General features: G+C 43.2%; 16 protein-coding genes. 4 read left to right on the forward strand and 12 right to left on the reverse strand.

Annotated features, from left to right (window positions below; translation table 11 throughout):
• Positions 1–17: 17 nt before the first annotated feature.
• Complete coding sequence (locus ENLAB_RS06270; RefSeq protein ID WP_244353131.1) at positions 18–368, forward strand: hypothetical protein; 351 nt, start codon at positions 18–20, stop codon at positions 366–368.
• 33 nt (positions 369–401) lie between these two features.
• A complete protein-coding gene (locus tag ENLAB_RS06275; RefSeq protein ID WP_005233739.1) occupies positions 402–563 on the forward strand; it encodes a hypothetical protein in 162 nt (53 codons plus the stop codon).
• Between the two features lie 43 nt (positions 564–606).
• On the opposite strand, the gene ENLAB_RS06280 is transcribed toward ENLAB_RS06275, so the two are convergent.
• From ENLAB_RS06280 to metG, 10 genes are all read right to left on the reverse strand, one after another.
• Positions 607–2,154, reverse strand: coding sequence for a bifunctional metallophosphatase/5'-nucleotidase (locus ENLAB_RS06280; protein ID WP_140965363.1), 1,548 nt, complete (start codon positions 2,152–2,154; stop codon positions 607–609).
• Between the two features lie 176 nt (positions 2,155–2,330).
• A complete protein-coding gene (locus ENLAB_RS06285) occupies positions 2,331–3,614 on the reverse strand; it encodes an ABC transporter substrate-binding protein (RefSeq protein ID WP_081117767.1) in 1,284 nt (427 codons plus the stop codon).
• A 16-nt stretch (positions 3,615–3,630) separates the two neighbouring features.
• Complete coding sequence (locus ENLAB_RS06290) at positions 3,631–4,923, reverse strand: MBL fold metallo-hydrolase (protein ID WP_140965364.1); 1,293 nt, start codon at positions 4,921–4,923, stop codon at positions 3,631–3,633.
• A complete protein-coding gene (locus tag ENLAB_RS06295; protein ID WP_005228015.1) occupies positions 4,907–5,725 on the reverse strand; it encodes a carbohydrate ABC transporter permease in 819 nt (272 codons plus the stop codon). Before ENLAB_RS06295 ends, ENLAB_RS06290 begins: the two co-directional genes overlap by 17 nt.
• 4 nt (positions 5,726–5,729) lie before the next feature.
• A complete protein-coding gene (locus tag ENLAB_RS06300; RefSeq protein WP_008379450.1) occupies positions 5,730–6,611 on the reverse strand; it encodes a carbohydrate ABC transporter permease in 882 nt (293 codons plus the stop codon).
• The gene (locus tag ENLAB_RS06305) at positions 6,611–7,684 is read right to left on the reverse strand and encodes an ABC transporter ATP-binding protein (protein WP_096741761.1); all 1,074 of its coding nucleotides are present in this window, start codon (positions 7,682–7,684) and stop codon (positions 6,611–6,613) included. Before ENLAB_RS06305 ends, ENLAB_RS06300 begins: the two co-directional genes overlap by 1 nt.
• A gap of 469 nt (positions 7,685–8,153) precedes the next feature.
• Positions 8,154–9,656, reverse strand: coding sequence for a ribosomal protection-like ABC-F family protein (gene abc-f, locus ENLAB_RS06310; RefSeq protein ID WP_140965365.1), 1,503 nt, complete (start codon positions 9,654–9,656; stop codon positions 8,154–8,156).
• Between the two features lie 495 nt (positions 9,657–10,151).
• Positions 10,152–10,580, reverse strand: a complete 429-nt coding sequence (locus ENLAB_RS06315; protein WP_005228008.1) for a hypothetical protein — start codon at positions 10,578–10,580, stop codon at positions 10,152–10,154.
• Positions 10,581–10,749: 169 nt separating this feature from the next.
• A complete protein-coding gene (locus ENLAB_RS06320; protein ID WP_194195220.1) occupies positions 10,750–13,428 on the reverse strand; it encodes a cation-translocating P-type ATPase in 2,679 nt (892 codons plus the stop codon).
• 262 nt (positions 13,429–13,690) lie between these two features.
• On the reverse strand, positions 13,691–15,697 hold the full coding sequence (gene metG, locus ENLAB_RS06325; RefSeq protein ID WP_244353133.1) for a methionine--tRNA ligase: 2,007 nt from the start codon (positions 15,695–15,697) through the stop codon (positions 13,691–13,693).
• Positions 15,698–16,053: 356 nt separating this feature from the next.
• Between metG and ENLAB_RS06330 the strand changes: the two genes are divergently transcribed.
• Together ENLAB_RS06330 and ENLAB_RS06335 are read left to right on the forward strand one after the other, a co-directional pair.
• A complete protein-coding gene (locus ENLAB_RS06330) occupies positions 16,054–16,329 on the forward strand; it encodes a hypothetical protein (protein ID WP_081117773.1) in 276 nt (91 codons plus the stop codon).
• A 50-nt stretch (positions 16,330–16,379) separates the two neighbouring features.
• The gene (locus ENLAB_RS06335; protein ID WP_244353134.1) at positions 16,380–17,210 is read left to right on the forward strand and encodes an NUDIX hydrolase; all 831 of its coding nucleotides are present in this window, start codon (positions 16,380–16,382) and stop codon (positions 17,208–17,210) included.
• A 145-nt stretch (positions 17,211–17,355) separates the two neighbouring features.
• On the opposite strand, the gene ENLAB_RS06340 is transcribed toward ENLAB_RS06335, so the two are convergent.
• Positions 17,356–18,354, reverse strand: coding sequence for an RNA-guided endonuclease TnpB family protein (locus ENLAB_RS06340; protein ID WP_081117774.1), 999 nt, complete (start codon positions 18,352–18,354; stop codon positions 17,356–17,358).
• A gap of 30 nt (positions 18,355–18,384) precedes the next feature.
• Positions 18,385–19,323 (reverse strand): ABC transporter ATP-binding protein, encoded by a 939-nt coding sequence (locus ENLAB_RS06345; protein ID WP_005227998.1) that lies wholly within the window; start codon positions 19,321–19,323, stop codon positions 18,385–18,387.
• Positions 19,324–19,336: the final 13 nt, after the last annotated feature.

Genomic DNA, 19,336 nt, shown 5'->3' on the forward strand with positions numbered 1-19,336 from the left:
TTTTGGAGGATTCCCCCATGTTTGATAAAACACCAAAGGAACTTGTGCTCAAAGATTTTTCTAATATCTACAATAAATGTCAGTCAACCTTTGAACTAGTGACGAGCCGCAGGTACAATGAATCATTGGTCCTATTAACGACTGCGGAAACGTATGCGATCGCTGAAAAAGCCTATATTCGCTGCGATACTGCCAAAGAGCTGCAAACAGCGGAAGTCATTGCTTTCTTTGATGCTTTTGAGATCTATTATTTTGAATTAAAACAAGTCCTTTTTCATGATGACGATGACTTTGTTTCTTTAAAAAATCGTTTAGAAAAAATGAAAGACACTTACGAAGCATTGACAGCCTCATTTCATTTGTTATGATGAAATCAAATCAAAAGTGAAAAAGGTGACGTTATGAACCAAGAACAAGTGTTGGATCGTTTACGAGAAGAATTGGCGATGCCATTTTTCGAAGCAAAACTAGAAGACAAAGACTATTCCGAAGAAGACTATCAACAAGTCAAAGCGGATTTGGTAAAGTACTTTGATGATTATGTACGTAATGTAGAAAATTAAGAAACAGCCTGCGATGATTCCTTCATCGCAGGCTGTTTTGCTATTATAACGTCACTAGAAAGTTTTGATTCGTCGTAGCTTCGATCTGAGGATGCTGTTTTAAATAGTCAGCAATCAGTTCTGTCATATCGACTTGGATCTCACGAACGATTTTTTCGGCAGAAAACATCGCGTAGTTGCCACCGCCCACGGCACGATATTGGTTGATGACGATCTCTAATTCTTGGTCCATCGCAATGGCTTTTTCTTCAAAATCCAAGCGGGTGATTCGTTGACCGACGGGTTGGCTAAGATCGATCGTATACTCGATGCCTTCATACATATCGTAATTATAATATTGCGGTTTTGGCTCAATAAAAGCAGGATTGAACACGATCTGACCGTCAACAACGGCTAAATAATCCGCCGTTTGTTCTAAAGCGGCTTTTAATTCAGCACCTGTTACTTTGACTACAGCTAACGTATTTGGGTAAATATAATTGGTGATCACATCCCGCATCGTGATGGTTGAGCCAAAGCCCTTGCCTTCATTGTTGAAAAGAGCAGTGCCAGAAATTTTGGCGCCGCTGGCAGCCATCTGAACACGATTGATAAATTCAATATAAGGATGCTCTTTCAAGCGTGCCCCCATCGGATCGGTGATTCGCATATCCCCACTGACTTTGCCTAACGGCTGATCTAGCCATGTTTGTAATTCTTCTTCGATGGGTGCTAACAAAGCCAACGTCTCTTGATCTGGGAGAGCATCCGCAACAGGGATCAACGCAGCCGTACTGTTTGTGACATGAACCCCTGTGTGATTTTTTTCAACCGTCAATTCGATGGCGCCGATAAAGCTTCCACGATAACCGGGCTGTACAACGGGAACACCATTGATTTTTGTGGCGATCTCACGATGTTGGTGTCCTGTGAAGAAGGCATCGATTCCTGAGACTTCCTGCAATAATTGATAGCCCTCATTTTCGCCGGTCAATAATTCAGTCGGTTCCCCAGTGACTAAATCACGCTCGAAGCCACCATGATAACTGACAACAACGATATCGGCTTGTTCTCGTAAGTAAGGTACATAGTTTTTCGCTGTCTCAACGATGCTGACAAACTGCATCCCGCGAATCGTCGCAGGCTGTTCCCAGTGAGGAATATACGGCGTCACCATTCCTAAGATCGCGATCTTGACCCCTTCTTTTTCAATGATGGTGTAGGCTTGCCCAAAAAATGGTTCTCCCGCTTCATTTAAAATATTCGCTGCCAGTACTGGTGTTTGGTAGCTGGCGATCGCTTCTTGCAAATAAGGCAGACCGTAGTTGAACTCATGATTGCCTAAGACATGAACATCAACGTCTAGGTGGTTGACGACAGCGGTCAATGCGGCAACGGAATGCTGGCTCTTGGCGATGTAATAGCTTAAGGGCGAGCCTTGGATAAAGTCGCCATTTTCGATCGTTACGACCGGCCCGGAGGCTGCTTGACGTAGCTCTTTCATTTTGGTGGCAACTTTTGCCACGCCGAATCCTTGTTCCGTATCATCGGCAAAATTGGTTGGATAGACATAGCCATGCATATCGCTCGTTTCTAAAAACGTGATTTTCATTCAAAAGACTCCTTTTCCCCTCAATAGACCAAAAGGGCATGCGCATAAGTCGAAAACCCTCGAAAGCCAGCATTTTCTGCTTCCTTGTGTCTTCAAACCTTATGGCACAAACCCTTTGGTGTTTCATTCTCAGGTGTTTCCCTGATTATACCCTATTTTGACGAAGAAATTCAGAATTATTGGTTCCAAGCATCTTCTAATTGTGGTTTTGCATTTTCAATCAATTGATCGACATCTTGATCTGTATTAGACAAAATGTTTTCCATGATTGAACGCATTTCATTGTAAGCAGGATCAGCATTTTCAATCACTGGGATCGAGAACAATTCTTTGGTTGCGTCTTCTAATTTGGCAGCTACTTTTGTTTCAGGATTGTTTTTGTATTCATCGCTTTCCAAAACAGATTCAACAACTGGCATGTAGCCGGTATCGATTGCCCATGTTTTTTGCGCTTCTGGAGAAGTCAAGAATTTCATGTATTCAAAAGCAGCAGTACGTTGCTCTGGTGTTGCGCTGTTGAACATGTACAAGTCAGTTCCTTGTTGCAAGTTGATGGCTTCTGGACGAGCTGCTACGTCATATTCGAATTTGCCTTCAGTATCTTTCTTAACAAAGCCTTCCCCTGCGATGGAGCCGACATACATTGCGACTTGCTTGTTAGCAAATGGTCCAGACAAGTATTGATCAGAACCAGCGATTCGGAAGTAGCCGTCTTTGACACCATCTAGGTAGTAGTTGATGACTTCTTTTGATTCGTCACTGTCTAGTTGCAAGTCTTTGTCAAAATCAACGCCTTGGTTTTTCATTGCGATGGCGTAGTAGTTGTTTAATGAGTCAAAACCAGCACCGACTACTTCACCGTTTGATTTTTCATAGATTTCTTGAGAAGCTTCTTTTAATTCTTCCAGGTTTGTTGGTACGTCAATACCATACTCGTCTAACATGTCTGCATTGTAAAACAGCATTTCTGTTGATTTGTTGAATGGAATTCCGTATTGCACGCCGTCGATTTGTGCGCCTTCTAAAAGGGCACTGCGGATCTCTTCTTGGTCACCCCAACCGATAGTATCATCGTTGATGTATTCGCCAAGGTCAACCAACATGTCATCTTGGGCAGCATTCCATAACCAACCAGGATATGCTTGGGTGATAGTTGGTAGATCTTTTGGTGAAGGCAAGGTTGAATTCACCTTTGCTTGTAGATCAGAGTAGCTGGATTGGTTTTGCAATTCGATCTTGATGTTTGGATTTTCATCCATGAATTGCTCCGTCAATTTCGTCAATGATTCTTCTTGCGCACCATTCATTGCATGCCAAAAGGTGACAGTCGTATCTTCGCTTAGTTCTGTAACGATTTCATCACTTTCCGTAGAACCAGATGAATCGTTGTTGTTTCCACAAGCCCCTAATACCAATGTCGCGGCTGCAGCTGCTGCAAATGCAAGTTTCTTTGTTTTCATTTTTTCCTCTCCTCTATCACTCTAAAATAATTTTTTCACCGCGTTGCGGCAATATTCTTTCACCGTACGGATTCACCAGATTTTCTGGTTTCAGCGTATGGATTGGAACCAATCGTTGGGGCTCGATCCAGGCAATGATCTGATCTAAATCAGCTGGTTTTGCATGTCCCGAGTTTGGCAAACGGACAAATTCGATCTCCAGTGCTGCCAGTTGATCCAAAAAGACTTGGTAAGCTGGATCAAAATCGCCTAACGGCTGTGCATCACTGTGAATATACAATCCACCTGTTTGCAAGTTTTCAAAATGCGCGACTGCTTGCCAAAGGTACTGGCTCCTGTCGGCACATAATGCCTGATAAGAAATAGCGAAGGCTGGATCGAGGGTCGCTGGTACTTGATCATCGATCGTATAGAACGGTACATCTTTATCGAAAATTTCTTTCAGCAATGCGGCTTGGGTCGCCTCTAGAACAACCGTCCGTGGTGCGGCTTCGACAAGCGCCATAAAGCGCTCGACATTGGCTGGATAGCCATTGAAGGTAATTTGTCGTTGGGGATTTTCTTTGACCAAACGCACAAACTTCTCGATCAATTCTGTTTCACTTTCCACCGTGATCGCATTGGGATCCGGTTCTCTTTCTGGGAAGCTGATGCTGACCCCTTCCATCATCAATAGGTCCGTGTGTTTGGCTAATTGACAGAATTCTTTGGTACGCTCTGGATGATAGCCATGCAAACGTAAATCACCGGTATAAGCAATAAAATGATCCGGCGTGCGAATCAACAAAGCTGCCGCTCCATAAGCATCATGATCGACTGGAATGATCTCGACTTCAATTTCCCCGACTCGAATCACATCGTGCGGTTCTAAGCCGATCAATTCACGGACAAAGCTTTTTTCCTCATGAGGAACGGGCAGCAAGAAGTCCCCTTTTTGATTCAACACTTCAAGGATCGCTTTGGTTTCCTTCAAGGTGTACATAGGAATGCTCGGGTCTAAAAAGTTGATCATTTTTGAGTGATCCAGATGGGCATGGGAAAGGAAGACTGCTGTTTCTTGGTATTCTTTCGTTTCACTGCCTTGATACGTGTAGTCTAAGCGTGGATCGTAGACATTTTTCAGTTCTGGTATCCAACGGTGGGAGACTAGAGTTTGTAATTCTTCATCTGGTAAAGGTGTTTCTGGGTGGTATTCCGAACCGAAGTCAAAAAAGATATGGGCATCTTTGTACGCAACTTCGATGACGGTCCCTCCAATCGTTAAGATCCCGCTATGGAAGGTGATCGTTGTTTTATCCTTTGATGCCATCTTTAGCCACTCCTTTGATAATTTCTTTTCTAAAGATCAAGTAAATGATCAGAATTGGAATGACGGTCAAGGTCGCTGCCGCCATTTGTAAATGAACGTCACTGCCGCTTTCTGTGGTAAAGGCAGCCAACCCATTATTTAAGAGGCGGTATTTTTTCTCATTGGTCACTAACAACGGCCATAAGAAGGAATTCCAGCTAGAGATGAACGTCAGAATCCCGACTGTCACTAAGGCTGGTTTTGACATGGGGATCAAAATCCGGCGGATATAAGCTAGGTCGCTGGCACCGTCAATTTTGGCTGCCTTATAAAAGGTATTAGAAATACTTTGTAAATAACCGTTTAAATAATAGATGTAAAAAATACTGGTCAAAAAGGGAATGATCAAGGCACTATACGTATTCAATAAGCCCATTCGCGCAATCGTATTGTAATTGGTGAAAATGATCGATTCATAAGGAACCATCAATAACGAGATCATCAAGCCAATCACGAGACGTTTGTATTTGAATTCAAGACTTGTTAATGCAAAGGCAGCTAGAATCGCCGTGATCAGCGTCGCGATAGTCGTCACCGCAGAAACGAAGACCGTATTAAAGAAGTAGCGTAAAAACGGTGCTCGGGTAAAGACTTCCCCGTAGTTGCTCCACTGGAAAGACTCCGGCATGATCGTCGGTGGAATACTGGTTGCTTCACTGTAGGTCATTAGCCCAGCCAAGATCATATAGACAAAGGGAAACAGCGTGATCACTGCTAAAATTGCTAAAAACAACATCGAAACAATCGTCACAATTTTTTTCATTCGTTTACTCGCCCACTTTCTTCAAAAGTTTATTTTGGATAAAGGTGACGAGCAAAATAATGATGAACAAGATCACGGTTGCCGCCATTGCAATCCCCGGACGTCCGGCAATATGGAATTTGTCATAAATATAAAAGACTGCTGTCGTGGCACTACGAGCGATCCCTGGCTGGCCGCCAAACAAAGCATATACTTGAGTATAAACTTTAAAGGCACTGATCAGATTGACCGTCAACAAGAAAGCAAAGGTCGGGATCAACTGCGGAAAGGTGATTTTCCGAAAAATTTCGCCATCGGTAGCGCCAAACATTTTTGCGATTTTATAGTGTTCTTTGTCGATGTTGCGCATTCCTGCCAACAAGATAATAATGTTGAAGGCGAGGCTCGTCCAAACGCCGAAGATGATCAAAGTCGTCATACTCATGTTGACGTTATCTAGCCAATTGACTGGCGCAATGCCGACAAGACCTAGCAGATAATTAATGATCCCGTAAGAGCCATTGAAAAAGTAACGAAACACGATCCCGATCGCAATCGTACTTGTGACATAGGGCATAAAGAAGATCGTTTCAAAAAAACTTTTGTATTTGACTTTTTCAAAAATGATCCAAGCAATCGCTAATGAGAGAATCAGCGAGATCGGCACGACCGCAAAAGCAAACAGCGCTGTGTTTTGCAGTGCTCGAAAGAATACGGGGTCCGTTAAAACCCTTTGATAGTTCTCAAGCCCAGCATACTGTTGGTTAATCAAGGTTCCTTTTTGGAAACTCATGATGAAGGAACGAAACAGCGGATACACACTGAATAAGAAAATAATGACCAATGAAGGCAGTAAAAACAGCCACGCCTTTGGTTGATTCTCAGGGTTATAATTTTTTTTGAACATTAGTAGACCCGCTCTCCTTTTTCATCAAAGATAAAGGCTTTTTTGTAATGAAAATCAAATGACACTTGCGCGCCTTCTTCAATGATCTCTTCAATACTAACGATCGATTTCATATGTTTTTCAGCCAGATCAAAGTTCAAGATTCGTTCTCGTCCGATCAGCTCTACACTCTTGATTTCTGTTTGGAACAACCCTGCTTGTAAAGTGGTCAGCACATCTTCTGGACGAATACCTAACGTATATTGGCCGTCTGTCAATGGTTTTTTGAAGCGAATGTCGGTAAAGCGGTCAACCGGGATCGTAAACGCTGGATGGATCATTTGTCCCTCTTTGACTTCTACTGGCAAGATGTTGATGATTGGATTACCAATAAATTTCGCTACGAAAAGATTGTTTGGTTCTAAGTAAAGGTTTTGCGGATCATCATTTTGCTGAATGATCCCTTCGTTCATCAAAATGATCTTATCACTGATAGAAAGAGCTTCTTCCTGGTCATGAGTCACGAAGATCGTGGTGATACCTACTTCTTTGACTAACCGACGGATCTCTTCACGGATCTTCAAGCGCAAACGGGCATCTAGGTTACTCAATGGTTCATCTAGCAGTAACACTTCTGGACTTTGTACCAAAGCACGAGTAATAGCGACCCGTTGCTGCTGTCCACCGGAAAGGGTTCCAGGTTTTTTCTGACTTAATTCTTCAATATTGGTCAGTTTCATGAACTTCTCAGCAATTTTTTGTGCTTCATTTTTCTTGATTTTTTTCTCTCCGACTGTCAAGGGAAACATGACATTTTCTAACACAGTCATATGGGGATAAAGGGCATAATTCTGAAAAACAAACCCGATATTGCGGTCTTTCGGCTCCGTCTTAACAACGGAAGTACCATTAAAGCGGATATCTCCATCGGTGGGACTTAACAACCCCGCGATCAAATTCAATATCGTCGATTTCCCACAACCACTCGGTCCCAACAAACAAACCAAATCGCCTTTTTCTATTGTAAAATCTACTGCTTTCAAGGCTTCAAACTTATTATCGAAAACCTTCTTCAACCCGACTACTTCTATCAAAACTGCCCCTCCATTTTCTCTTTTTCCTCCGAATAGTTGACTGGCATTTCAAGTCACAAAAAAAACGAACTCTTGATGTTTCGGTCAAACGCTCAAAGAAATTCGATTTTAATCATAACAAACTAATGTTTTTATTCGATACTATTATTGTAAATGTTTTGTAAAAATCATTGGGAATTATGAAAGAATTTTTAATTAATTTACCTAATAATGAGAAAACGATGAGTAGTCCAAAGGGGATTGCACCCACTAAACACGAACATTTCGTCATTTTTCGAAAATTTTCATGAAAAAATGAATGAATTTTATCAAATATACGCAGCTGTGTATAATAACACTATTTTTACACTTCTTTTTTATCAAAAGCACCCTTAGTATTTATTTACTAAACCTGCCAGTAAATTCCCGTTTAAAATAACAAAAAAAGAACGATTTATTTAAGAAAACAATCGTCCTTTTTTCCCTTTATTCATTCTTTTTCATCGATCGTCAACGTCAGCAATTTCGTTGAGACTTGCTCAAGAAAATAACGGTCGTGTTCAATGATCAGCATAGAAGGCTCCACCAAATGGATCACTTCCTCTAATTGCTTCTGATTGAAGACGTCCAAATAATTCAGCGGTTCATCCCAGATAAACAATTCCGCTGGTGTTGCTAATGATTTGGCTAGCTCCACGCGTTTACGTTGCCCCATACTCATTTGCTGGATCGGGGTTTGAAAGACAGTTCTTTCCAAGCCAAGTTTTTTTAAATTATTTAGCAGATCTTGATAATTCAAGCCATGCTCTTGGGCAAATTCTGTCAGCATCCCACGGTTGTCCTCATAATTTTGCCGGACGTAACTAATAGTGATCCCGTGGGCTGTTTTGATCGTCCCTGTCTGCTGTCCATCGAAAGTACCTAAAATACTCGCAATCAAACTGGACTTGCCAGATCCGTTGGCCCCTTGAATCCCCAAGCGCTCTTTTTGACGGATCGCAAACGTCAGCGGTTTAAACAAAGGCTGCTCATAGCCGAGCTGAAAATGCTCTGCTTCCAGCAACACGTCATGATGGCTAACCAGTGGGGTCATTTTCAGCGGATCGATCCACTCAATGTCTTTTAACAACGCAGACTTGTCTTGAATTTGATCTTCCATCCGTTTAACGATCGCTTTCGAGCGCTTCATGGTCCGTGCCGCTCGGGCACCGATCGCCCCCGTATCATAGACTGCCCCGCTGCCTTTTTTGGTCGGCGACCCTAATTTGTCCCGTTCGCGTCCTCGGGACCACTCCGCTTTTTCGGCTGCTGTCTGCTTCAAACGCCCGATTTCTTTTTTCAACTTGCTGTTTTGTTCTTGCTCATAGGCATCTTTTTGCTGCTTTTGCAGCTCATAGACTGAATAATTCCCTTTGTACAACACCAAGCGGCTTTTTTCGATCGCCAATACATGATCGACGACTTCATCGACAAACTGTCGATCATGGCTCACAACGATAAACCCGGTTTTTTGCTGCAAATAGCGGGCAACATGTTGGCGAGCGGTCACATCCAAATGGTTGGTCGGTTCATCGATCAAAGGAAAATTCTCTTCATCAACGAACAACCGCGCCAATAGGACTTTCGTTTGCTCGCCGCCAGATAAAGTCGCAAAGGGACGCCAAAGCACTTCTGGATCAAGTTGCAGCAGGTTCAATTCCCGCTCCAAACGCCACTGCTCAAATTCGCCAGATTCCTGTAAAACAAAAAGCGTCAATTGCTGATCATCAGCGACGGTTAAGGGAAAATAAACGAATTGTTGCTCATGGGTGATCGAGCCGCTATAAGGCAATTCATTGAGCAGCAGACGCAGCAAGGTCGTTTTGCCGCGACCATTTCTACCAATCAACCCTAATTTCCATTGTGTATCAAGGTTCAAGTTGGCATCCTCAAAAAGCAACCGTTCTTGGCTATCAAAGCCAAAAGTTAAATGATTAATACTGATATTCGACATAAATATACCTCGTCTCTATTCACGGAATAGAGTAGACCTAAAGCTATTTTCAGAATCAGTTTTTAGAGGTACACAAAAAGATCCCCCATTGAAAAAGTCAACCAATCCTGAAAATCTGCAGACTATCCCCTTGGAGGAACAGTTTCATGCAGCTTTCAACAAATTGGTTAATTTTTCAATGGAGGATCCCTCATTTCGTTTAATAGTGCCCTAAGTATAGCATTGATCGACAAAAAAGCGCAAGTTCGGTACCCACTGCTGCTTTATCTTTCTATTTTATTCACAAACTAAACCCGTTATCGCTGGAAACGTCTCATTAAAAAACACTTGAAAAACAAAAAAACCATCAGGTTGGTTAGTCCTGATGGCAAAAGGAGTAAAATGAAAAATAAAAAGGTTGTTGGTTGTGAATTCATTATACCTCCGATAAAAAAACTTTACATGTGAAAAACATAACAGTTAAATTAAATAACTCTTGTTTAACTTGAATGTTTATCATTTTTTTAACAATAAAGCGGTCATCCGTTGGATAGCAAAAGAAATTTCATCCGTTGCTTCATCTTGCTTAGCTTCTGCCGCATCAAAGGCTTCTTGGTCGATTTTGTTATCCAGACTCAAAATCATCTCATCACAGCCGGCAACATATTTCATATACGCCCGCTCGAATTTTTTATGGATCCCCATCACATTTGCTGGTGGGCGCAATTTGCTGATTTTTTCCAGCATCAAGCGGTATTTGTCCGTGCCTTCTTTAAAAATTCTGGTAATCTCAGCTAGCCGCTCAGGTGTTACCTCGGCTTCTTTTTTCTCGTCGATCGCTTTGCGGATCTCTTCATAATTGGGATTCATTTTCTCCCCGATCGCTTCTGTTTCTTTGACAAGATCGTTGATTGTTTGTACATAAAAACCTAAGTTTGGTCGCACAGTGGGTTCCCTACTTTCTTTGTTATTATCTTCTATTTTACCGTTTCTTACTGCAAATGAAAAGGTCAAGAAACAGACACAGGGTTTATCGAAATAAGCCAGCAAAAAAAGGCCTGCTGCCCATGGAGAAGGACAGCAGACCATTGATTGTTTTTCCGTTTATTTTGGCTTATTTGCGTCCCATTGCTCGTTGGATCGCTTTGACGATCTCAACGACTGGAATGATCGCAAAGGAGGCGCCTAAAACGATGCCCCATTGATACAAGTCAAGGTGTGCAACACGGAAGATATCATTTAATCCTGGCACGATGAAGATCACTAGCATCAACGCAAAGGACAACAGGATCGCCCAGTTGAAGGCTTTGTTTCTAAATGCCCCTACTTTAAAGAGCGACTGATGGATCGATTTGACGTTGAAGGCATGGAACAACTGCATCAATCCTAACGTGGCAAAAGCCATCGTTAAGGCATCGGCATGGATCGCATCGTACATATTGTGAACGGGCCATTGGATCGCTGACCAATAAACGAACAGCACGGTTGCCGCTTCTAAGATCCCTTGGTAGATGATACTACTCATCACACCACCAGAAAAGAAGTTGGAACTGCGTCCCCGCGGTGCATGTTTCATTAAATCTTTTTCAGCAGGCTCCATTCCTAGGGCAATTGCTGGGAAGGTATCCGTTACTAGGTTGATCCAAAGCAAGTGGATCGGCAATAGCGAGTCCCAACCCCACAAGGTTGCTAAGAACAAGGTCAAAACTTCCCCTAGGTTAGCGGCTAGCAAGTATTGAATCGCTTTTTGAATATTGGAGAAGACTTTTCGTCCTTCTTCCACTGCTACGACGATCGTAGCAAAGTTGTCATCGGCTAGGACCATATCAGAAGCACCTTTAGAAACTTCGGTACCTGTGATCCCCATGCCGACACCAATATCGGCTTGCTTCAGTGATGGTGCATCGTTGACCCCGTCACCGGTCATAGCAACGACTTTGCCTTCTTGTTGCCAAGCTTTGACGATGCGGACTTTATGTTCCGGTGATACCCGCGCATAGACTGAATAGTGGGCTACTTTTTGAGCGAACTCTTCATCGCTCATTTTATTGAGTTCAGCACCAGTCAAGACGGCATCATCATCGCCCGGTTTGATGATCCCTAAACGTCCCGCAATGGCTTCAGCTGTATCGCGGTGGTCTCCGGTGATCATGATTGGACGAATTCCAGCTTCTTTGGCTAAACGTACCGCATCGGCTGCTTCTGCCCGTTCTGGATCGATCATTCCGACTAAGCCAGCAAAGACGAGGTCATTTTCGACAATTTCTGATTCTAAGTTTTCTGGTACTTGGTCTACGTATTTGTAGGCCATCCCCAATACCCGTAACGCTTGTTTTGCCAGATCGGTATTGTTGAATAAGATTTTTTCTTTTTCCTCATCGGTCATTGGCAGCTCTTGGCCATCCAATAGCACTTTGGAGGTTCTGCCTAGCAAGACATCCGGCGCACCTTTGACAGCAACTAAATAGCGGCCGTCTTCTTGTTGGTGGATCGTACTCATTAGTTTTCGGTCAGAATCAAATGGCAGATCCGCTATCCGTGGTTCTTGATTGACGAGATCCCGCACATGGAATCCTTGATCCATCCCAAATTGTACCAAGGCAGTTTCGGTCGGATCACCGATCAAGTTGCCTTCTTCACCAAATTTTGTATCATTGGCAAAATTCATGACTTTTAATGCCATGTTGTCTAACGGAATATCTTCTGAAGCAGCATGTTGTTTGTTATTGACAAACAATTTTTCCACGGTCATTTGATTCAACGTCAAAGTACCAGTTTTATCAGAAGCGATAATATCGGTTGCCCCAAGGGTTTCAACCGCAGGCAATTTACGGATCACTGCATTTCGTTTCGCCATGACTTGCGTACCTAAGGCTAAGATGATCGTTACGATCGCTGGCAGCCCTTCTGGGATCGCCGCTACTGCTAATGAGATCGAAGTCAATAGCATGTCGACCCATGACGTATTGTTAAAGATCGTTCCAACAAAGAACATGATCACTGCAATGATAATGATGGCGATCGTCAGGAATTTTCCTAGTTCATTTAAGTTACGCTTCAACGGTGTTTCGGTTTCTTGGGCGCTAGCCAGCATGCCAGCGATTTTCCCAACTTCAGTTCCCATCCCTGTATTGACCACGACCCCTTTTCCGCGGCCATAGGTCACATTACTGTTTGAATAAGCCATATTGACGCGATCGCCGATCCCGACATCCGTCCCGTCGATGACAGTCAATTCTTTTTCGACTGGTACGGATTCACCGGTCAAAGCGGCTTCTTCAATTTTTAACGAACTTGCTTCTAAGAGGCGTAAATCCGCCGGTACGACATCGCCAGCTTCTAATAGGACAATATCCCCCGGAACCAATTCATCGCTCTTGATGGTGACGGTATGACCATTACGCAAGACGTTGGCATTTGGGGTGGACATTTCCCTTAGCGCTTCGATGGCCTGCTCTGCCTTTGCCTCTTGAACAACACCCATGATCGCGTTGATAATGACAACTGCTAAAATAATAATTGAGTCCACGACTTCATGGGAAACGACTGCTGAGATAATCGCCGCCGCTAGCAAAACGATGATCATCAAATCTTTGAATTGCTCAAAGAATTTTTGTGCCATCGATTTCTTTTTGCCTTCTTCTAATTCGTTGGGACCATACTCAGATAAGCGTTTTTGCGCTTCATCGTTCGTTAATCCATTGGCATCTGTTTGCATTTCTTCCAGAACATGCTGCGCTTCTTGCGCATAAAACGCCTGCGAAAGCTGTTCCTTTTTATTTTCTTCTGACATGTTTCTCCTCCTTTTATAGTTACTCTTCCTTTATTGTACATGATATGAAAAAAAATAGACTTATGTATGCACTGTCTAAGCATACATAAGTCTCACTGTTTAAGACAGCACCAGAAATTTCTTTCAGGATGGTGATACTGCCGCAGATAAAATCCGCCAATTACTCCCTCATGTTCATATCAATAACCTACATTATACAAAAACTTTTCGGGTCTGGCAATTTTATTTTCGCTGAAATTCAACAAAGGATTTCTCCTAAAAATCAAGCGATGATCGAGCCGTTTGGCATGCCTTTTGGTGCTTCCACGATTTGCAGACGACCATCATTGTCTTCTGCCGAAAGGATCATTCCTTGGCTGACTTGCCCCCGCATTTTCCGTGGTTTTAAGTTGGAAACGATCACGACTTTTTTGCCGATCAAATCTTGTGGTTCTGGATAAAATTCAGCGATCCCCGATAAAATTTGACGATATTGATCATCCCCAGCAGCTAAGCGGAATTGCAGCAGCTTGTCGGCGCCTTTGACTTTTTGACAGTCAACGACTTCTGCCACTTTTAATTCGATCTTATCGAAGTCTTCGTATTTGATTTCGGCTTTCTCTGATTGCAGTGTGGTTTCTTCTGGGTCCCATTTCACCGTTTCTTCTGGACTTTGTGTCCCTTCAGCCATTTTCTTTTGGATGTAGGCTACTTCTGTTTCAAGTTCCAAACGAGGGAAAATCGGTGTGCCTTTAGCAACGACTTTCGTACCACTTGGAAATTCACCGAAGCGCAAATCTTTCAGATCCATGGCAACAGAAGCTAACCCTAGTTGTTGGAAAATATTGGCTGGTGTTTCTGTCATCACCGGTTGCAATAAGATTGCGACGATGCGTAAGCTTTCCGCCAAATGAACCATCACACTATTTAATTCTGCGCGCTTTTCTTCTTCTTTGGCTAGCACCCATGGTTGGGTTTCGTCAATGTATTTATTGGCGCGAGAAATCAATGTCCAAACTTCGGATAATGCCGTACTGAATTCCATTTTGTCCATGGCTTCATGGTAACGACCGACCACATTGGCAGCAGTCGTTGACAACTCGCTATCAAAAGGTGTCACTTTTGAGGCATAGTCCGGCACTAAACCATCACAATATTTATTGATCATGGCGATCGTCCGATTCAGCAAGTTTCCTAAGTCGTTGGCTAGATCGTAGTTCAAACGAGAGACGAAATCTTCTGGTGTAAATACACCATCGCTACCAAAAGGAACCGCCCGTAATAGATAGTAACGCAACGCATCTAAGCTATAGCGTTCCACTAACATTTCTGGATAAACGACATTGCCTTTTGATTTCGACATCTTGCCGTCTTTCATCATCAACCAGCCATGGCCAAAGATTTTTTTCGGTAATGGCAAGTCTAAGGCCATCAGCATGATTGGCCAATAGATCGTATGGAAACGCACGATTTCTTTCCCAACCATATGCACGTCAGCTGGCCAGTATTTTTGGAACAAGGAATCGTCGTCTGAGCCATAGCCTAATGCCGTAATATAGTTGGATAACGCATCGATCCACACATATACCACGTGTTCAGGACTAGCAGTGACTGGGATGCCCCATTTAAAGGTCGTTCTGGAAACAGCCAAGTCTTCTAAGCCGGGTTTGATGAAATTATTCAGCATTTCATTTTTACGTGATTCTGGTTGAATGAACTCTGGGTGTTCATCATAGTATTCAACCAAACGATCGGCATATTTGCTCATGCGGAAGAAATAAGAAGATTCCTTCACCAATTCTACCTCATGACCGCTTGGCGCTTTACCGCCGATGACTTTGCCCTCTTCATCGCGGTAAACTTCTGCTAGTTGCGTTTCGGTAAAGTATTCTTCATCAGAAACGGAATACCAGCCTTCGTATTCCCCAAGATAGATATCGCCTTGATCAAGCAATTGCTGGAAGATTTTTTGAACGGCTGTTTTATGGTAGTCATCCGTTGTACGGATAAATTTGTCATAACTGATGTCTAGTGTGTTCCATAATTTCTTGACGTCAGCTGCCATTTTGTCGACATATTCTTGCGGATCTACGCCAAGTTCTTCTGCTTTTTTCTCGATTTTTTGACCGTGCTCATCGACACCCGTCAAATAAAAGACATCAAAGCCCATCAATCGTTTGTATCGTGCTACCGCATCACAAGCGATCGTCGTGTAAGAATTCCCGATATGCAGCTTGCCGCTTGGATAATAAATTGGCGTCGTAATATAGAATGTTTCTTTTTCAGCCATGGACGCAAGTCCTCCTTTTCACTAGTAAAGTGTATACTTAGGTAGTATACAGTTCGCAACCCAAAAATGCTATAAATTTAATCAAAAAAGCGGACAACCTAAGACCTTTCTTCATGCTCTAAAAGAAGCAAAGGAATCGTTTTGGTCCTTAAAACGCAGCAAATAAACCAGCAGATTTGAGTATTTCTTTTCTACTAGTTATCATAGCGCAGATAGCCGTTCACTTCAATGTTCTAGGGGAAGAATCTGATCCTGACAACAAATCTCATAGGAAATAAAGCTGTTTTATCTCTCTTTGATTAACAGGTACTTCTTTTGCTATAATGAGGAAGACTTCACTTATAGAAAGGAACGCTATGACCCGAAAAAACAAACAGCATTTTTTGCTTTTAACCGTGCTTTCTGTGGGGCACTTGCTCTTTTCAACCACAGGTTACCCCTTTTTGTTTGCTTACTTCAACAGCCATGATTACGCGGCGCTTTTTGCGACAGCGCTGGCAATCCTACGGGTAGCTTTTCTGCTCTGGATCGCTCTTTGGGGTTATTCAGCGCTCAAAGAACACCCTCGGTCTTCTTGGCTTTATCTCGCATTGTTTTTCATTAATTTGATCGTTCCTTATTTTTTCCGTTAAGGAAAACCATCGCGCTCAGTTACTTACTTTATCTAAGGCAGGAGAAACCAATGAAAGAATTTACCTCAAAATCAGCTGAAAAGCACTACTATGAAAAAGAAGCTTCTGAAGCAGACTTTCTTACGTGGTATCAGGCACAAGATCAGCCAAAATACGAGAAACCCTCCGTAACCGTCGATATGGTGTTGATGTGTTACAACAAAGAAGAAGAACAACTCAAAATTGCGCTGATCCAAAGAAAAGGGCATCCTTTCCGGAATTCTTGGGCATTGCCAGGGGGCTTCGTCAATCCCAATGAATCGACAGGCCAAAGTGTGATCCGTGAGACCCAAGAAGAGATCGGGGTCACCATCTCCAAACAAAACATCGAACAGCTGCATACCTTCAGCACCCCTGGTCGTGATCCGCGTGGGTGGGTAATCACCGTCAGCTATTTGGCATTTATTGGTGAAGAGCCCTTGAGTGCTGGGGACGATGCGAATCAAGTGCGCTGGTTCTCTCTGGAAAGAAAAGCCAATCAAATCTATTTGATCAGCGGTGAGATCGAGATCATTCTTGACTTGGTGACTGGCGCCTCTGTTGGAAAAGATACGTTGGCTTTTGACCACAGCGCGATCATTCTCAAAGCCTTCAAACGGGTTGCCAATAAGATGGAGCACGAGCCGCAAGTGCTTCTTGTGTTAGGCAAAGACTTTACGATCACGGAAGCCCGTAAAGTATTCGCCAAGTTTTTAGGGATCGGTTTTAAAATGATCGATCATTCCAACTTCAAAAAATCCATGCTCCAATATTTTACGGAAGTCGGCGAAAAGCCCGTCGGCATCGGGCGTCCCTCAAAGATCTATCGCTTAAATGACGCATTTTTAGGTGATAAAATGTAAAAAAATACAACCCCCTGTCAGACCTTAGTTTGGCAGGGGGTTGCTGGTTAATCATAATTAGTGAACGTGGTTCCTAGAAACAAAAATCTTAAAGATTTTTTCTATACCCTAGGCGATCCCTGGCGTTCCTTCCAGTTCAAGTGGCTCAGCTACTCATTTCGCCTGAGAGCCGTTCTAGCTTCTGTTGGTCCTGCGTATCCAACGTGACAAAACGCAGTTCTTTACCGTACCACTGCGCTTTGTACTGGATTTTGCGAACGAATTGATGCCAATCACTGATGCTGTAATGACCAGCTTTTAAAACCGTATCTTCTGCGATTTGTTCCAAATAGATCGTATCATACTGTTTTACGAGATGGTAGCTGACTTGATCGATGAATTCCCGCTTTTGACAGCAGTGAAAACGATAAAGGCGAGCGACCTTTCCTTTTAGCTTCTGATAATTTCGTGCCTGAGTCAAAAGGATTTTTTTCCGTTTGACCGCCGTAGCTTTCACCTGAAGTTTGCGTTCTGCTCGTGTCAGCTTTTGCTTCGTTTGGATGGCATGTTCACAGGTGATGGGTACCGGCTGGTTGGCTTTGACCAACTGCTGTGGATCATAAACAACCGCGATAGACGCTTGCTGTTTCGGGAGTGGCGTGATCTCTTCCAAACAAAGGATCGAGATGTAAAACTCTTCGTTGTTTTTTGCTGAGATCGTTGCCGATTTGATTTTCCCTTTGATCTCCCGATGCTTTTTTACGGGAACCAGTGTTTTAAGCTTTGGCAGCTTGATTTGATCCTCTTCAAAATAAATGGTGTGCTGCTGATTATTGGTGGTATACGATTGCCAGATACTTTTTTTGGTTTTCATTTTTGGAAAGCCAGCCCGCTTTTGAAAGTAATTTCGAAACGCTCGATCCAGATTCCGTTGTGCATTCGCCAATGCCAAACTATCGGTCTCCTTCAAAAAAGGATACTCCTTTTTTAGTTTGGCTGGCGTCAACCCTTGCTTTGCTTCATTGTTGGCCAGCTCTTCCATCTTCGCCTCCAGCAGTTGATTGTACGTAAACCGTACACAGCCGAAGGTTTCGATGAAAAACTGTTTTTGCTGTCCATTAGGATAGATCCGAAATTTGTATGCTTTTAAAACACCCAGTTTCATCTCCTCCTAACACTCCCTATACCTTTGACGCTAGTTCCCCTTTTTTTGTGCTAACTTTTCTTGATAGATCTTGGCTTCTTTTTTCGTGGCATAAACGAAATGTCCTGGTGCGATCTCTTCCATTGCTCGTTCTTGGTTATCGTTTGGTTCGCTGACGTATTTGATCCGTTTGCGTTGACGCTCATGGTCAGGATCTGGCAGCGGAATCGCTGATAAAAGACTTTCAGTATACGGATGGACCCCGTAATGATAGATTTCATCGCTGGTGCCTACTTCTAGCAGTTTGCCGTTGTGCATCACGCCGATCCGATCGCTGATGTGTTTGACCATCGATAAATCATGGGCGATAAACAAGTACGTCAATTTATGTTCTTCTTGCAGATCTTGCAGCAAGTTAACGACTTGGGCTTGGATCGAAACATCCAATGCCGAGATCGGTTCATCACAGATAATGAATTTTGGATCGACGGCTAACGCGCGGGCGATCCCGATCCGTTGACGTTGTCCCCCTGAAAATTCATGGGGATAACGGGTCCCGTGACTTGGGTTGAGTCCGACGGTTCGCAAAAGTTCATCCACCCGATCATTGCGTTCTTTTTCATTTTTGGCTAATCCGTTGATATCGATCCCTTCAGCAATAATGTCCCGAACTTTCATCCGGGGATTCAAGGAGGCATAAGGATCTTGGAAGACCATTTGGACTTCCCGGCGAAAATCAGCCAGCGGTTTCTTGCCTTTGATTTTCATAACATCTTGTCCATCAAAAAGAACTTCGCCTCCGGTAGGGTTATTCAAACGAATCACCGTCCGTCCAGTGGTCGATTTTCCACTTCCGGATTCGCCTACTAGACCAAAGGTTTCTCCTTCATAGATTTGGAAGGAGATATCATCGACGGCTTTGACTTCGTCTTTGCGGCCAACGTTAAAATATTGTTTAAGATTCTTTACTTCAAGTAAAACTTTTTCCAACCGTTTCTCCTCC

This window comes from Enterococcus innesii, assembly GCF_022846515.1.
Taxonomy (GTDB): domain Bacteria; phylum Bacillota; class Bacilli; order Lactobacillales; family Enterococcaceae; genus Enterococcus_D; species Enterococcus_D innesii.

Excerpts from the sequence above, each read along its gene's own strand:
- ENLAB_RS06335 (WP_244353134.1), top strand. The coding sequence starts at position 16,380 with ATGAAAGAATTTACCTCAAAATCAGCTGAAAAGCACTACTATGAAAAA.
- abc-f (WP_140965365.1), bottom strand. The coding sequence starts at position 9,656 with ATGTCGAATATCAGTATTAATCATTTAACTTTTGGCTTTGATAGCCAA.
- ENLAB_RS06275 (WP_005233739.1), top strand. The coding sequence starts at position 402 with ATGAACCAAGAACAAGTGTTGGATCGTTTACGAGAAGAATTGGCGATG.
- metG (WP_244353133.1), bottom strand. The coding sequence starts at position 15,697 with ATGGCTGAAAAAGAAACATTCTATATTACGACGCCAATTTATTATCCA.
- ENLAB_RS06285 (WP_081117767.1), bottom strand. The coding sequence starts at position 3,614 with ATGAAAACAAAGAAACTTGCATTTGCAGCAGCTGCAGCCGCGACATTG.
- ENLAB_RS06290 (WP_140965364.1), bottom strand. The coding sequence starts at position 4,923 with ATGGCATCAAAGGATAAAACAACGATCACCTTCCATAGCGGGATCTTA.
- ENLAB_RS06330 (WP_081117773.1), top strand. The coding sequence starts at position 16,054 with ATGACCCGAAAAAACAAACAGCATTTTTTGCTTTTAACCGTGCTTTCT.
- ENLAB_RS06320 (WP_194195220.1), bottom strand. The coding sequence starts at position 13,428 with ATGTCAGAAGAAAATAAAAAGGAACAGCTTTCGCAGGCGTTTTATGCG.
- ENLAB_RS06295 (WP_005228015.1), bottom strand. The coding sequence starts at position 5,725 with ATGAAAAAAATTGTGACGATTGTTTCGATGTTGTTTTTAGCAATTTTA.
- ENLAB_RS06270 (WP_244353131.1), top strand. The coding sequence starts at position 18 with ATGTTTGATAAAACACCAAAGGAACTTGTGCTCAAAGATTTTTCTAAT.
- ENLAB_RS06340 (WP_081117774.1), bottom strand. The coding sequence starts at position 18,354 with ATGAAACTGGGTGTTTTAAAAGCATACAAATTTCGGATCTATCCTAAT.
- ENLAB_RS06280 (WP_140965363.1), bottom strand. The coding sequence starts at position 2,154 with ATGAAAATCACGTTTTTAGAAACGAGCGATATGCATGGCTATGTCTAT.
- ENLAB_RS06300 (WP_008379450.1), bottom strand. The coding sequence starts at position 6,611 with ATGTTCAAAAAAAATTATAACCCTGAGAATCAACCAAAGGCGTGGCTG.